This window comes from Bacillus cereus group sp. BfR-BA-01355, assembly GCF_022663675.1.
Lineage (GTDB): Bacteria > Bacillota > Bacilli > Bacillales > Bacillaceae_G > Bacillus_A > Bacillus_A thuringiensis_S.
Window position 1 is genome coordinate 1 of the sequence record NZ_JAKUFY010000053.1, and the last position, 14,549, is coordinate 14,549.

Here is a 14,549-nt window from a genome sequence, read left to right on the forward strand (position 1 = left end):
TTTATCCGTCGTTACTTTCGTAACTACTTTTCCTTTTGAATCACGTACTTCAAATACAACATTTTCTAATGGAGCTTTACTATCTTTATCTATTTTTGTTATCTCTACATTCCCTGTATCCACCATTTCATTTTCTACTTTTAATGATAGAACCTCGGTCATGCCTTTTTTGATTTCAAATGATACTGGTTTTTCTAGCTTTTTATAACCAGGTAAACTTTCTACCTCTACTAATTCATACTTTCCTACAGGTAAATCTGAAACATTTGCTTTTCCATCTTTATCTGTCGTTACTTTTGTAACTTCATTACCCTTTTCATCTTGGACGATGAATGTTACTCCCGCTAACGGTGCTTTATTATCTTTATCTATCTTTGTTATCTCTACATTTCCCGTATCTACCATTTCATTTTCTATTTTTAATGATAGAACTTCAGTCATGCCTTTTTTGATTTCAAATAATACTGGATCTGTTAGTTTCTTATAGCCTGGTAAACTTTCTTTCTCTACTAATTTGTACTTTCCTACTGATAGATCTGAGATTTTTGCTTTACCATCTTTATCTGTTTTTACTTCCTTTACTACTGTTCCAGCTTCATCTTGCACTTCAAAGACTACGCCTTTTAATGCTTTTTTGTTGTCTTTATCTACTTTTGTAATTTCTACTGAACCTTTATCTAACTGTTCATTTTCTACTTTCAATGATAGGACTGTTGTCATACCTTTTGTAATTTCGAATGATACTGGTTCTGTTAGCTTTTTGTAGCCAGGTAAACTTTTCGTCTCTACTAATTTGTACTTTCCTACTGATAAATCTGAGATTTTTGCTTTACCATCTTTATCTGTTTTTACTTCTGTTACTACTTTTCCTTGCTCATCTTGCACTTCGAAGACTACGCCTTCTAATACTTTTTGACTATCTTTATCTATTTTTGTAATTTCTACTGAGCCTTTGTCTAACTGCTCATTTTCTACTTTTATTGATAAAGCTTTTGTCATACCTTTTGTAATTTCAAATAGTACTGGTTCTGCTAGATTTTTGTAACCTGGTAAGCTTTTCGTCTCTACTAATTTGTACTTTCCTACTGATAGATCTGAAACGTTTGCTTTTCCATCTTTATCTGTTACTACTTTTCTTACTACGCCATCTTTCTCATCTTGGACTTCAAATTCAACACCGGCTAATACTGCCCCGTTTTCTTTGTCCACTTTTGTAATTTCTATATTACCTTTGTCTACCATTGCATTTTCCACTTGTATTGGGAATATGCCGTCCCCTGTTACATTTACTTCGAACTCTGTTTCTTTTAATTGGTAGCCTTCAGGTGCTTTTGTTTCTTTTAAAATATATTTTCCTGGTGCTAACGGTTTAGAGATTGCCTTACCATCTTTATCTGTAACAATATGTTCGACTACTACACCGTCTTTTACTATATCAAACTCTGCATTTTCCAATGGTTTTTCACCATTTTCCGAATCAATTTTCTTTACTTCAATTTGACCCTTTTGCATAGTATTTTTAATTTCAATTGTTTTTGTTTCTCCAGCTTGAAGTGTAACCTCTACTGGGCTTGTTAATTTTTGATATCCTTCTGGTGCTACTGTTTCATAAACTTTATACGTCCCAGGAGCTAAAGTTTGAGGTACTGAAAAACCTTTTTCGTCCGTTTTTAGTTTTGCAACAACTTCATTTGCACTATTTCGAACTTCAAATTCGGCACCTTTTAACCCTTTATTCGGATTCTCAGAATCTGTTTTATGAATCAATACTGTACCATCTTTTGGAGCTTCAGGCGGCGTAATAGTTACTTCTTTTGATGTTAATGTTTTATCATCAAAATGCAATTCCGCTTTATTAGGAATCTTCTTATCTACGTAAGAAGATAAGTCTGCATTATTTTTTATTTTCGCCTTGATACTGAGATTGATTATCTGGTCTTCATATGACTTATAGTCAAAACTCTCACCAAACGTAAATGTTACTTCACTTCTTTGTTTATCTATATTTAACGTTCCTTTAGAAGTAATATCTTGGCCATTTTGATCATACACTTTTGCCTCTAATACTTCTAAAACATCTTCTAAATCATCACTAATTACCATAGATGTGTATTTAGGAGGATCGTTCGGTATATGTGTACCAACTTGGTATTGAATAACTTGATCCATTTGTGTTAACTGCTCATTCTCTACAAGCTTGCCATTCTCATCAACTATATTTTTTTCAATGCTAGGTGGATTATTGTCACCTGAACCGGATCCTCCTCCACCACTTACAAATACTTGTCCTACTTTTTCTTCAGTTTTAATATTTTTACCTTCTAATTTCACAGTATTTTTATGAGGCTTTGCAGCAGGATTTGTAACCTTTGTTTTATATCTTAAAATATAACCTTTTGAACTGTCTGGAAACTCAATTGTAAATCCAGTCTTCGTTGCATTTATTTTAATGTTAGATAAATCTGCTGGCTTAATATTTGTTGGTGCATAACCATCTTCAAATACAGCCTCTTCTAATACTACGCTGTCTGTAATTAACTCATGCCCAGGTCCTAATGTATCTGTTAATTTAAGATCTTGCATTTCTGTTCCAGTTGCATTTACGTATACAAGCCAATCAGCAATTGAAGGATCTTCTTGATTATAAGAACCCCATTTCAATAAATTTTCCGTATTAGGCTGTGGCTTCGGTCTCTCTGTCGTATTATTTACACTTACTTCTTTATTGACGATTTGACCATCAACGTTAAATTCTAATGGAATTTCTTTAACACCATCATATGCTTCTAGACCAAAGTAGAATTCTACGAATAAAGAGCCTTTAATGTTATTCTTTCCTTCTACGTAATCACCCATAGTACACGTTAATAGACCCTTTTTCATCTCACATGTACCAACTGTTTTTCCTTCAGCATCTTTTAAAGGAAAACTCATATTCATAAGGTCTTTTCGAAACTCTTTTGGCATATCAATTGTGAATTGATCTCCACTTTTTATTTTTTCTTTAGCTGACCACTTCACTTCTACTTTCATACCATCTGAGGCTTGATACGGTTCAGATGTCGTGCCATCAGTACGGGAAATATTAATTTCGTCCACTGGACTTTTCATCACAGCAGCTTGAATAACTGGAGCCCACACATTCAGCACTGAAAATAATACTAGAAAAACTAATGAAACCATTGAAATATGCCTTTTAGTACTTTTCATTTGCATAGTTCCCTCCTATTTTTTTATATTTATATAACAAAAAAAGACCGTCCGGTTGCATCAAAAATGTGCAACCAGACGATCTTAGTAACCAATATGTATTACCGTAGACTCTAAGCTTTGCGGCCTATCCTTTCGAATAGTGTGCTAAAAATATCTTTTATTCTTTTTTTGTTTCATTTTCCTCTTAAACCAAATATTACTATACCGTCTGGACGGTTATAATTCAATACTCTATAAAATTGTTCTATTTTTCTAATAAAAAAAACAATTCACCACTACATTAAATAAGTAATGGTGAATTGTTTTCGTATTATATAGTTCGTATATTCTATTTATATGAATTATCAATAAGAGCTTGAATCACTTTTTCTCTTAACTCGGGGCTTAGTCTGCCAACCCCTAAATATTCCGAATACCATAATCCATCTGCTGCTAATCTAATAATTGTTGCACAAACTGAATCTATCTCATCGTTTTCTATATTCTTTTGCAGTTGCTGAAATGATTGTTGTAATGGCTCAAGTAATTCAGGTTTTAACATGAATGCTGCCATCATACTACTAGACAACTCTTCTGTTCTTCTCTCATTACTTAATCTTTCCTCTACAAAAGAGCGAACCCATCTCCCTTTCCTCTCCGAGTCTTCCGCTACTTTATTGTAAATAGCGCCCTCATAATCCTCTATCCCTCTGACTATCATACCTTCTATTAAAGCTTCTTTATTTGCAAAGTGATGCAATAATCCACCTTTACTTACACCCGCCTCTTTTGCCACTGCTTCTAAGGTTAATTTAGCAACCCCTTTACATTGCACAATTTGAGAAGCGGCCGCCAAAATCTTTTGCCGCGTTATGCTGATACTCATTCCTTTTTAAAACCCCATTTCTACTAAATTTATATAAATACGAATCTTATTTTTAATATTGTTGATTACTACTAAGTATTTTCTTTATACAACAAAAGCTTCATTACCTTTGAATTTTTAGTTACTTATTCTATTAAAAATTTCCATATCATTCAATATGATAACATTAAATACACAAAGTCGACTATACATCTATACTTTTGTATTCATTCCTAATATATCCATCAATAAAATTTACCGATGTAGTCCTTCTTATTACTTTATAAGACGGCAGTAATTCTTTCAGCATTAAATAAAAAATGTTATTACTCCCATCGAATCGAGTAATAACATTTTACTTAACAAATTCGCGGCCAACTAGCATCCTTCACATCTTCACTAGTCGGTTTTCTAACTGATCCAATAAAGTGAAACTTTATATCCGCAACATGGACAGGTGTATTTCATTTTGTCACTCCATTATTAACTTGTTTTCCCATATATTCCGACTCACAAAGAATGTAACAGCACAAATCATAGTTATCCCTATGAAAAATGTATTAGAATCTTCATATGTAGTTGGAATGCCTACCGTTACGAAAACAATACTAAAAGCTAAAAATAGATATAATAATAAAGATATAATATAGCTTAGTTTAAATCGTAAAATGATACCTCTAAACAATAGCTCACCAAGTAGACAGCCACCTAAAATAATAGGTACTCCGAAATACAATGTAAGGACTCCCATTTGCGCAGTAGATTGAATTATCTTTCCAATTATGTTCGGCGAAACCAGCTCACTATCGTTTCCCATCCTATCATATAAATCAAGTGCTGTTGCTGAAATAAAGAAACTTAATATAGAAAATGAATACGGTATTAAAAATTTGCTCACTCTCATTCACCTCGCTTTTTTCTTTACATATATTATTCATTATTTCCTATCATTTTTACATAAAAAAATAACCCTCTATGATAAAACATAGAGGGAAGCATTTCTATATAAAAATCTATACCTTATCCTGAAGTGAATCCCGAAAATAGGACAAATATCAAAACACCTAAACCATCTGCTATCTGCTCCCTACATTCTTTAGGGTAGATAGTTTATATGTTTTATTAGAAAGTAGTGCTCTCTTTTTTATAATATTCTTTTGAAATCTCTTCATAAAATGCTGCCGATGTCGAGTAGAAATAAGGTACTAACCATAAGAAACCGATTCCTATAGTAAGAATACTTAATATGAACCAGCCTAAGAAACTTAAGCATAGTAAAAAGTAATCCATTTTATGTCCATTCATCATATGACGACTCTCAGTAATCGCTTGATTCGCTGTATATTCTGGATGATCATTCAAAATAAAATATGTCATAGAATAAGAAAATGATTTAATAATACCTGGAATAATAAGAAGTAATGTCCATAGAGTCAAGTATACATACATTAGTAAATATGTTAAAAACGACTTCATCAACTTACTTCCATCGCTAAACCATCTAAATATATGACCAATGCGAGCATCAGTCCTACGAATTGCATTTAAAACAAGATAATAGGCACCTATTGTTAATGGACCAATAACAAGCATTACAATAATACTTACTGTGAGTGAATCACTTGCTTCTTCCCAACCCCAAAATATCGAAAAAATACCTGTTGTTAGCATTTCAACAGCTCCAATAAGGATTCCAATTAATAAAGTTGCCCCTACCGCTAATCCCCATCTTCCTTTTAATGCATCAAGTGCTTCTCTTTTCAACTGACTTATCATATATAACCTCCTAATACTATTTATATTTTAGTATACCATTTATATCAAAAATTCCACAGATTCCTCTAAAATAGAAGAATATTACCTTTTTTCATACATATTAATACATGTGTGCTGTAGTTGTACTGCTCTATCACTTAAACCACTCATTTCCTTATAACAAAAAAAGCCTGCCCTTCATAATAGGCAAGCTTTCTCAAATTATTCCTCACTCATTCTCTTCTTATACCAATCCTGCATTCTCTCCGCGTCTTCTACTCTCGTATGCTCTATTTTATAACTAGATGATGCACTAGAAAACTTATACGTACATAAATCCGCGCGGCGCTGGAAATATGATTGTGTCTTCTCCATTGATTGGACGTGTCTTCTTCTAATAAGTCCTGTGTATTTTCCGACGCTACGATAGACAAGTGTAATTTGTTCTCCGTTAACACAGTAACCATTTGTTTTAAATGTTGCGTAGCCAAGTGTAAAGATAAGGATTGCGAGCGGTAGTAATGCCCACATGATGTAATACTTTTCAAAGTATACGCTTATTCCAGTAAGCGGGATTGCTAGCATAGCGAAGAAAATGAAACTATCAATGAGATAGCGGCGCAATGCTGCTTTTGGTAACGAAGTAATATTTGTATTCAGTTCGTATGGTAATTGTAAATGCGCGAGTAACTGTTGCACTCGATTTTTTCGAATGATAGGATGCAGTGTAACTTTTTCTTCTTTTCCCTCACTTTGAATGACTTCTACTTGCACAGCACAATAACCGAACGGTTGGCGTAAAATGCCTTCTTTTATCGTAATCCCTTGAATACGGTGCAATTTTAGTACGAGTTCTTTTCTTTCCAGTAACCCTTGCGAAATACGGACTTCATCATTTTTTCGATTTACTGTGAAGTTACCATGTTTTAACGCGTAGCCAATTGTCGATATAATCCACGAAAGGACGAGCAAAATAGCTATCATGAAAATCCAGCCATATATATCATGTTCCATTACATACGACTTTACGCCATTCTCTATCCATTTTGGAATGTACTCATCTACTTGGTGATACACAAAAAAGATTAATGAGAATAATAGTCCAAACTGACCAGATGTAACAGACGCTATTAAAATCTCTTTCCACGTTAACTTGTACTCTGTCGTTTGCTTTTCCTCTGTAACGATTGCTTTTTCTACTGTATTTTCTGCTGTTTCGTCTAACGTTTTTTCTGCTTTCACTTCTGGAGTTGGCTCATTTAGCAAAGCAATAAGCTCCGCCGCTTCTTCTGCCGTAATACCAGCTAAGCTAACTTCTGCTTCATCGCCCCCACCAGCTGTTTCAATCTGAATTTTTTTCAAACCGAGCATTTGATATAGTACGTTAGAACTTGTATTAATCGTTTGAACACGTTCTTTATTTAAGTAGCTCTCCTTTTTCACGAAGAGACCTTTTTTCACATGTAATACGTTATTTTCAACCCAATATGTTGTGTAATACCATTTTTCAAATACTGAAAAAACAGTGAGTAAACCAAATGCTGCGGGAATTAAATACCAAAACGGGAATTTTCCGTTTAAGCTAAACATGAAAATAATGAGTGGTATAAAATCTGTTATTTTTAATTCTAATAACATCGTGATTGGATGCTGCCTCTTATACATCCTCATCACTCACTTTCGCTAATTCTGCGATTTTCGTTTTCAACATTTCTGCTTCATACATCGTTAAGCCTGGGATGCTGTGAGAAGTTGCTGCTGTTGAAATGTGTAATTCTGCTAATCCGTATTTTCTCATAATTGGTCCTTGTTCAATCGTAACGTGCTGCACACGAATCATCGGTACTAATACGCGCTTTACGACGAAAAGACCATGCTGAATTTCAAGTTCTTCTTCATTTAGTTGGTAGCTGTAATAACGTTGACGTAGTTTCGGGAATAAGAAGTACGAAAATGGCGCGAACACAACTGTTAGCCCAATCATCACATACAAAATCCACGCCCACCAATCAAACTTTATCATGAGGAAAAGGTAAGCTAAAATGACGAGTATACCGATCCCTTCTTCAATTACAGCACGAATTTTCCACAATTTGACCATGTCAGGGTTAATTTCATTTTTCAATGGATCCATGTAACCACTCCAAATCTAGTAATCTAATATACGAATACTCTTAATCTATATTTTACATAACTTTACAGAAAATTAAAATTTAATCTTCTTTCCTCTCTGGAATAAAATATCCGAACCAAAGTAGCCAAATAAAACCGATTAACTTCATCCAACTTCCATCTGCTTGAAAAGCCTCTATCATGCCTGGAATTTTATAAACTCCAATGAATCCAAGAAAACCGAGCCACCAGTTTTTTTGCATTTTCATTTTTACTCCTCCTTCATGACGCTTTTCACATTTCGAATCCAAATTTCTTTATATTTTAACTGAAATCCCATGAGCATATAATTGCTCATATTATCGATCACAAGCGCTAGCGTATGAGCGTTTTCTTCCGTTGCATGTTGTGACACAACGCCCAGTCTCGCGCCTTGCTTCAATAAATCGTGGAAACCATGTAAGAAATCCTCTTGTATTTCAAATAATCGTTTCTGATACTTTTCATTTCGCGATGCAGTTACGATAAATTCATTGATAACGCGTAGTATTCCTTCTTTCCCTTCATACTCAGAGAGCATATGTAAACCATCTGCGATTAGCTTTTCTGCAAAATTTTCTTTCGTATATTGCTCTTTATCGAAGTAATTTGCAAAATGATAATCAGAAAAAATCTCTTCAAATAAAAAATCAACTAACGCTTCTTTAGAAGAAAAATGATAGTAAATAGCCGGTTTTGAAATACCTACCTCTTTCGCAATCATGGAAAGACTCATCTTCTCAATGCCGTGCTCTGCCATGAGTTTAAATGATGCCTCGACAATGTTTTGCGATGTTTGTAAATTCTTTGTCATACTGTACCTCACTTATTTTTACTTACCGGTCGGTAAATAAATTATAAAATGAAACTGAATAATTTGCAAGTTAATAAGAGTTTACACAGGAAGTTCTTGATAAAGTGAAACTTTAATCAGCCTCCATAAACAGCGGGATAAAGGCGGCGATGAGGCTGGTCACGATAATAAAAGCGGATTTCCATCCATTATTGTGCTCTTTATCATATTGATTGTAGTCGGAGTTGGCTATAGCGAAATTAACTTCTAAAAAAAGCATCCTAAATCACACATTTAGGATGCTTTTTTTTACTTTCTATTTAGCAATCGCATACGATAACAATTCATTGTCACTTCTCCAAGTCTTTGCAGCAATTGATAGTTCGCATATGCGCCTACCGGGGCACCGATTACTGGTACGAGCTGAAGCATTTTCGCTAAATCGATATAGTCTCGGTATTCTGTTTGGAACTTTTCCCAGTCCATATGATTTTCTTTTTCTGTATCCCACGTTTCAATTGCTTTCCATATTTCTTTTCTGTGACTGTCACTTGAAAAGGCGAGTTGGAAAACGTGAAGAATAAAAAGACGCTCTTCTTGTTTACTTGTATCAAATCCATACAACGTTGCTGCATCGAATAAAAATTTAATTTTAATCGTAAGTAAAAGCGGAAAGTCAGCAAGACCGAGTAAAATACCACCAGCCCCCGTCCCTGCTCCTTCTGCCGCAGCTATTTTTTTGTACTCATCCATTTTTTTACGCACTTCGTCATCACGTCTTTGCAGTGACCATGTCGTCTCTTTTAGCTTCGGCTTTATAAAGTTTGATCCGGCGCTGATCGTTTGCACCATCATCCGAATCGTTTCTGTTAAGACTTTTTGCACTTTCGCCGGAATAAGCTGTTGTACTTTCGTCTGCACTTTCTTTGAGAACCGTGTCATCATAGAAGAATCTTTCATGAATGTAGCTTTCCACTGCTCCAGTTCTTTTATAACCTTTTCTTCATATGTAATCATAGGTTCATTCCCTTCAATTTAAACGTTCAATGCGCTTCGCACCGTATTGGTAAACGAAACCGATACTAAATAATATGCTTACGACAAGTAAAATTCCTGTCATCATGAAATCTTTCGTTGCTAGTGCAAATATAACTGTAAAGATTACGCTCCCGATGATTAGAATCACATTTAATAAAGTAAGAAAATCTTTCTTCTTTTCATCTACCTTTACTGGATACAAATCAAGCCAAATTTTCATGCGGTGATGTTTCCATAAAGTTAATAGCTGATAGCCAATTAAGTATAGGAAAATAAAACTTACGATAAATCGCCCGTATAAAAATGGCATGAAGTAAAGAATAACTCCTCCAAGAGCGAGCAGACGCACATATAATCCAAAATAGTTACCTGATCTTAAAAACGTTCTCGTATATAAGTATAAATATGTACGCTTTTCGCCGATTATCGAAAGAATGAAATCAAGCCATTTTCTACGTGATACTCTTTCTTTTAATGCTGGTACATCAACGAACATATTCGCAATTCGGTACAGCAGCATCATTTTCTTACCTTCTTCAGAAATTAAATACTCCCAGTTTAGCGGCTTTCCTTTTACCATTTGATGCATGATAGCAAGATATAACACCATGAGCAGAACGATTCCGCCAATAACAAGAACTGAAGTACGTTCCACAAGGAAATATACAAATAAACCGTTTAAGATAAAACGAATAAACCAATCAGCCCTTTGTATATTTTGATCTGTTAAAAATGATTTTTCCCACGCGACGAATAAATTCCACGCTTTTACAATGACAAATGCGAGGACAATCCATATGTAGCCAGCACCGGTTTGCTTCATTTGTTGGAAGTATAACGGAGCAAGCGCAGCTGCTACGATTGCGATTATGTATAACTGAATCATAAATGTAAAAAGAAATGCCTTGGTGAAGTAAGGTTTTAACTTTTCTTCAACTGGCAGTAAGTAAACGAGATCCGCTTCTTTTAATAACGTTTGAATGGATCCAGCTGTTAACACGAGTCCAATTAATACTGCCATTACGAGCGCAGTTGGAAAGGAAGATGTTAACGTTTGTAACCATTGCTGGTAATAATACGCTCCCGCACCGATGATGAACACGAAAATAAATTTCAAATGATCATTAAATACGTATTTACTATATGTACGAACTTCTTTTAGAAAGTGACGAAATCGTTCTTTCCATAACGCTGTGCTATTCATAATCTTCTTCCTTTGTTAGCGCGATGTAAATATCATCTAACGTTGCACCTGGCATATTAAACTGTGATTGCAGTTCAGCTAATGTTCCCTTCGCTCTTACTTCACCTTGATGCAGAATAATGAACGAATCACAATAACGCTCTGCCGTCGCTAAAATATGTGTGCTCATTAAAATACCGGCTCCACTCTTTTTCATTTGATCCATCATTTGAAGAAGAGATTGAATTGCTAACGGATCTAATCCAACGAAAGGTTCGTCTACTATGTAAAGAGATGGCTCAACTAAAAACGCGCTCATAATCATTACTTTTTGTTTCATCCCTTTTGAGAAATGAGATGGAAACCATTTTAAACGATTTTTCATTCGAAATTCATGTAATAGTTGTCCTACACGTTCTTCATATTGTTTTTCATCGACGCCGTACGCCATCGCTGTTAATTTCAAATGCTCTTCTAACGTTAATTCATCATATAATACCGGCGTTTCTGGAATGAATGAAAAGCTAGAACGGTACGCTGTCATATCATCACGAATTGTTTTCCCATTAATTGTGACAGTTCCTTTTTTCGGTTCCATTAAACCGATAATATGTTTAATCGTCGTACTTTTACCAGCTCCATTTAAACCGATTAAGCCGACAAGTTCGCCTTTATTAACAGAGAACGAAACGTCTTTTAATACAGGTCGTTTCGTATATCCTCCTGTAACATTTTCTACACGCAATAACTCGCTCATACGACACCACTTTCTTCATTAGTATTCATTCTATATTCATCTTACCAAAAATTATGCTGTACTACATAGTATCCATGTACTCAAAAAAAAAATTTAAATTTATTAGCATATATTTTCCCGAAAGCGGACATCATAATTATTGAAGAAGGAACACATTGAAAAAGCAACCACCAATTGATGAGTACAACAACATAGTGAAGTCATCATGAAATGGGGTGTCCATGTTGGACAATGAAATTTACACATAACCAGATTATTTGTTTCATTTTCGAAACGGGGTGTCTCCGAAAGAGCATATACTGTTTTAAAAAATAAACAATTTCATTTTAAAAAAAGATTGCAATTCATTTCACTTGAAAATGGGGTGTCTACGGCAGAAACTTTAGCCGATTTACCGTGCATTTCTTAAATAAATGAGGTGTCTGCGAAACGTAAATTACGATAATGCTTTTTCAATCCCTCTTCAGAAAACAGGAAGCTGAGTCAGCTTCCTGTTTTTCGTGTTTGTTCTCTTATGTAATTATGGTAAAATACGGCTAAGGATATTTGAAAGGATGAGATCAATGAATCATACAGCAGACAATTGTATTTTTTGTAAAATCATTGACGGGCAAATCCCTTGCTCAAAAGTATACGAAGATGAACATGTGCTTGCATTTTTAGATATTAGTCAAGTAACAAAAGGACATACTCTTGTTATTCCGAAAGTTCACAAACAAGACATTTTTGCGTTAACGCCAGAAATCGCATCACACATTTTTTCTGTCGTTCCAAAAATCGCAAATGCGATTAAAGCAGAGTTTAATCCAGTTGGCTTTAACCTACTTAACAATAACGGTGAAAAAGCTGGACAAACTGTGTTCCACTTCCACCTTCATTTAATTCCACGCTACGGTGAAAAAGATGGTTTCGGTGCTGTTTGGAAATCACACCAAAATGAATACACTATGGAAAATTTACAAAACATCGCAAGTACAATTGCAAATAGTGTGAAATAATGACACTATAAGAAGGCGTAATACATAACAAGCCACTTCCCTGAAGTCATCAAATTCCGCATGGCTTGTTTCTTCACTTAAAATGCTCAGGGATGATTGTTTGTGCATAGCACATATAAGAAAGATATGCATATTGTTTTACATCATGAATACGAACAAAAAATAAGGAGGTCTCCTTTTATGTCAAAAGCTAAATCCTTTATTACAGGTGTTATTTGCGGGGGAGCAGTTGCTGGACTAGCCGTTCTTTTCTCAACTCCTTCTTCTGGTAAAGACATGCGCGGCAAGTTAAAAGAAAAAGGAAATGATATTAAAAAGACTTTAGCTGATATTACAGCTGATACGAAATTATTAAAGCGTCAAATTGTTGAAACTGCTTCAGAAGGTAAAGAAGTGTTTCAAGAACTAAAAGATGACATGCAAGACACGCTTTCTAACTGGAAACAAGATATTTCTCAAAACAAGCGCCATATTGAGAAAGAAATTTTGGACATCCAAAAGTCAATTGAGAAACTACAAGAAGCTGTTCCAGAAAAAGCGTAAACAAATTCCTGCTTAGTTTTTTGCATATAACAAATATTTTTTATATAAATTGACCTTGACACGGCATATCGTATAGATATGCCGTGTTTTTATGCATTTACAATATATGTTATCAATTAACATGTAAGGACAACGCATGTATTCACGACTCATAAAACGCTTCCATAGTTATGCATGATTTGTATAGAATGTCATTTTGTTAAAAAATTTTCACAATTCTCACAAAAAGACTTTATTAATTTTTATTTTACTGGCATAATAGATAGTAATGAAAAAAGAATGTTAAAGTGGGTGAGTACATGAAAAGTGGAGAAAAAGATTACTCGGTAAAAGAAGCGATGATTTTCAGCCAACGCATTGCTCAATTATCGAAAGCGTTATGGAAATGTGTAGAGAAAGATTGGCAGCAGTGGATTAAACCTTACGATTTAAATATTAATGAACATCATATTTTAACAATCGCTTATCATTTAAAAGGGGCTTCTATTTCTGAGATTGCTAAGTTTGGAGTTATGCACGTATCAACGGCGTTTAACTTCTCTAAAAAGCTTGAAGAACGCGGCTATCTTGTATTCTCAAAAAAGGAAGATGATAAACGAAATACGTACATTGAAATTACAGACAAAGGGGAAGAATTACTACTTCGCTTAATGGAGGAGTATGATCCTGAAAATAATTCAGTGTTTAATGGGGCTCTTGCACTTCGTAATTTTTATGGGAAGTTCCCAGAAAATATCGAACTGATTGCAATCCTGCGTAATATTTACGGACAAGACTTCATCGATATTTTTGAGAAATCATTAGAAGATATTGAAGAGAACTTTACAGAATCCGATCAAAAGTTAGTTAAGAAATAATCTATTTATTTTTTCGCAATCATGCTTAAGAATTCATTCATAAGCGGCTTAAATAAACCTTGTTTTGCTAGCGCTTCCGCAGTTTCGTTTACTTCGAGCTGATGTGGAAGCGCTTTTTCAAATTGATCTAACAGCGCATCGAACAAAAGAAGCCCTTCTGCTTTCTCCACTACATATTGCTCGTTCAGTTTTTCACAAAGATTTAGTATACGTTCAATATCTTTTTTACGAGCTTTTTTCTTTATGATCAAAGAATAAAATGGACACTTCTCTTCATCAATCATTTTAAATAGTAGGTCTACGTAGTATTCAGCTTGTTCTAATCTTCTAACAACGTCCATTTTCTCCCTCACTTTCTAACACAAAGTCTTCTATTTCTGAATTTTGTAACACGAACAAAATATCGTGTGATACAAT

At 34.5% G+C, this 14,549-nt stretch carries 16 protein-coding genes and 1 riboswitch; of the genes, 4 read left to right on the top strand and 12 right to left on the bottom strand.

Features of this window, described 5'->3' with window-relative positions; all coding sequences use genetic code 11:
- The 8 genes from MR167_RS17830 to MR167_RS17865 all read right to left on the bottom strand — a co-directional run.
- Positions 1 to 3,216 (bottom strand): SpaA isopeptide-forming pilin-related protein (locus MR167_RS17830; RefSeq protein WP_242315158.1); only part of this gene is annotated, 3,216 nt, incomplete at its 3' end.
- A gap of 60 nt (positions 3,217 to 3,276) precedes the next feature.
- Positions 3,277 to 3,369: riboswitch (cyclic di-GMP riboswitch) on the bottom strand.
- 172 nt (positions 3,370 to 3,541) lie between these two features.
- Positions 3,542 to 4,078 (bottom strand): TetR/AcrR family transcriptional regulator, encoded by a 537-nt coding sequence (locus MR167_RS17835; RefSeq protein ID WP_242315160.1) that lies wholly within the window; start codon positions 4,076 to 4,078, stop codon positions 3,542 to 3,544.
- A gap of 451 nt (positions 4,079 to 4,529) precedes the next feature.
- Positions 4,530 to 4,955, bottom strand: a complete 426-nt coding sequence (locus MR167_RS17840; protein WP_002083032.1) for a hypothetical protein — start codon at positions 4,953 to 4,955, stop codon at positions 4,530 to 4,532.
- A 224-nt stretch (positions 4,956 to 5,179) separates the two neighbouring features.
- A complete protein-coding gene (locus tag MR167_RS17845) occupies positions 5,180 to 5,833 on the bottom strand; it encodes a DUF975 family protein (RefSeq protein WP_000625404.1) in 654 nt (217 codons plus the stop codon).
- Positions 5,834 to 6,034: 201 nt separating this feature from the next.
- Positions 6,035 to 7,477: a PH domain-containing protein gene (locus tag MR167_RS17850; RefSeq protein WP_000278226.1), complete on the bottom strand. Its 1,443-nt coding sequence runs from the start codon at positions 7,475 to 7,477 to the stop codon at positions 6,035 to 6,037.
- Positions 7,470 to 7,946: a PH domain-containing protein gene (locus tag MR167_RS17855; protein WP_242315162.1), complete on the bottom strand. Its 477-nt coding sequence runs from the start codon at positions 7,944 to 7,946 to the stop codon at positions 7,470 to 7,472. Before MR167_RS17855 ends, MR167_RS17850 begins: the two co-directional genes overlap by 8 nt.
- 79 nt (positions 7,947 to 8,025) lie before the next feature.
- Entirely contained in the window at positions 8,026 to 8,193 is a 168-nt protein-coding gene (locus tag MR167_RS17860) for a hypothetical protein (RefSeq protein ID WP_000783816.1), read from the bottom strand.
- Between the two features lie 2 nt (positions 8,194 to 8,195).
- Complete coding sequence (locus tag MR167_RS17865) at positions 8,196 to 8,777, bottom strand: TetR/AcrR family transcriptional regulator (protein ID WP_242315164.1); 582 nt, start codon at positions 8,775 to 8,777, stop codon at positions 8,196 to 8,198.
- 115 nt (positions 8,778 to 8,892) lie between these two features.
- Here MR167_RS17865 and MR167_RS17870 point away from each other — a divergent pair, with 115 nt between their 5' ends.
- Positions 8,893 to 9,027 carry a YjcZ family sporulation protein gene (locus MR167_RS17870; protein WP_102981857.1) on the top strand — a complete coding sequence of 45 codons (135 nt, stop codon included), beginning with the start codon at positions 8,893 to 8,895 and terminating at the stop codon, positions 9,025 to 9,027.
- A gap of 38 nt (positions 9,028 to 9,065) precedes the next feature.
- On the opposite strand, the gene ecsC is transcribed toward MR167_RS17870, so the two are convergent.
- The 3 genes from ecsC to ecsA are packed head-to-tail and all read right to left on the bottom strand — an operon-like array spanning position 9,066 to position 11,734.
- Complete coding sequence (gene ecsC / locus MR167_RS17875; protein ID WP_016077987.1) at positions 9,066 to 9,773, bottom strand: ecs operon protein EcsC; 708 nt, start codon at positions 9,771 to 9,773, stop codon at positions 9,066 to 9,068.
- A 13-nt stretch (positions 9,774 to 9,786) separates the two neighbouring features.
- Entirely contained in the window at positions 9,787 to 10,998 is a 1,212-nt protein-coding gene (gene ecsB, locus MR167_RS17880) for an ABC transporter permease EcsB (RefSeq protein ID WP_242315166.1), read from the bottom strand.
- Positions 10,991 to 11,734, bottom strand: a complete 744-nt coding sequence (gene ecsA / locus MR167_RS17885) for an ABC transporter ATP-binding protein EcsA (RefSeq protein WP_001292597.1) — start codon at positions 11,732 to 11,734, stop codon at positions 10,991 to 10,993. Before ecsA ends, ecsB begins: the two co-directional genes overlap by 8 nt.
- Positions 11,735 to 12,297: 563 nt before the next feature.
- On the opposite strand from ecsA, the gene MR167_RS17890 reads away from it, so the two are divergent.
- The 3 genes from MR167_RS17890 (at position 12,298) to MR167_RS17900 (ending at position 14,132) form a co-directional block, all read left to right on the top strand.
- A complete protein-coding gene (locus tag MR167_RS17890) occupies positions 12,298 to 12,732 on the top strand; it encodes an HIT family protein (protein WP_001016835.1) in 435 nt (144 codons plus the stop codon).
- Between the two features lie 180 nt (positions 12,733 to 12,912).
- Positions 12,913 to 13,275 (top strand): YtxH domain-containing protein, encoded by a 363-nt coding sequence (locus MR167_RS17895; protein WP_000030302.1) that lies wholly within the window; start codon positions 12,913 to 12,915, stop codon positions 13,273 to 13,275.
- 299 nt (positions 13,276 to 13,574) lie between these two features.
- Positions 13,575 to 14,132, top strand: a complete 558-nt coding sequence (locus MR167_RS17900) for an HTH-type transcriptional regulator Hpr (protein WP_000834924.1) — start codon at positions 13,575 to 13,577, stop codon at positions 14,130 to 14,132.
- Positions 14,133 to 14,137: 5 nt separating this feature from the next.
- Here the strand turns inward: MR167_RS17900 and MR167_RS17905 are convergent, their stop codons facing one another.
- On the bottom strand, positions 14,138 to 14,473 hold the full coding sequence (locus MR167_RS17905; RefSeq protein WP_000383656.1) for a DUF1878 family protein: 336 nt from the start codon (positions 14,471 to 14,473) through the stop codon (positions 14,138 to 14,140).
- Between the last annotated feature and the right edge of the window lie 76 nt (positions 14,474 to 14,549).

Bases quoted from the DNA above. Each gene is read 5' to 3' on its own strand.
- ecsA (WP_001292597.1), bottom strand. From the start codon at position 11,734: ATGAGCGAGTTATTGCGTGTAGAAAATGTTACAGGAGGATATACGAAA.
- MR167_RS17865 (WP_242315164.1), bottom strand. From the start codon at position 8,777: ATGACAAAGAATTTACAAACATCGCAAAACATTGTCGAGGCATCATTT.
- ecsB (WP_242315166.1), bottom strand. From the start codon at position 10,998: ATGAATAGCACAGCGTTATGGAAAGAACGATTTCGTCACTTTCTAAAA.
- MR167_RS17900 (WP_000834924.1), top strand. From the start codon at position 13,575: ATGAAAAGTGGAGAAAAAGATTACTCGGTAAAAGAAGCGATGATTTTC.
- MR167_RS17905 (WP_000383656.1), bottom strand. From the start codon at position 14,473: ATGGACGTTGTTAGAAGATTAGAACAAGCTGAATACTACGTAGACCTA.
- MR167_RS17845 (WP_000625404.1), bottom strand. From the start codon at position 5,833: ATGATAAGTCAGTTGAAAAGAGAAGCACTTGATGCATTAAAAGGAAGA.
- MR167_RS17890 (WP_001016835.1), top strand. From the start codon at position 12,298: ATGAATCATACAGCAGACAATTGTATTTTTTGTAAAATCATTGACGGG.
- MR167_RS17850 (WP_000278226.1), bottom strand. From the start codon at position 7,477: ATGTATAAGAGGCAGCATCCAATCACGATGTTATTAGAATTAAAAATA.
- MR167_RS17835 (WP_242315160.1), bottom strand. From the start codon at position 4,078: ATGAGTATCAGCATAACGCGGCAAAAGATTTTGGCGGCCGCTTCTCAA.
- MR167_RS17895 (WP_000030302.1), top strand. From the start codon at position 12,913: ATGTCAAAAGCTAAATCCTTTATTACAGGTGTTATTTGCGGGGGAGCA.
- MR167_RS17855 (WP_242315162.1), bottom strand. From the start codon at position 7,946: ATGGATCCATTGAAAAATGAAATTAACCCTGACATGGTCAAATTGTGG.
- ecsC (WP_016077987.1), bottom strand. From the start codon at position 9,773: ATGATTACATATGAAGAAAAGGTTATAAAAGAACTGGAGCAGTGGAAA.
- MR167_RS17860 (WP_000783816.1), bottom strand. From the start codon at position 8,193: ATGAAAATGCAAAAAAACTGGTGGCTCGGTTTTCTTGGATTCATTGGA.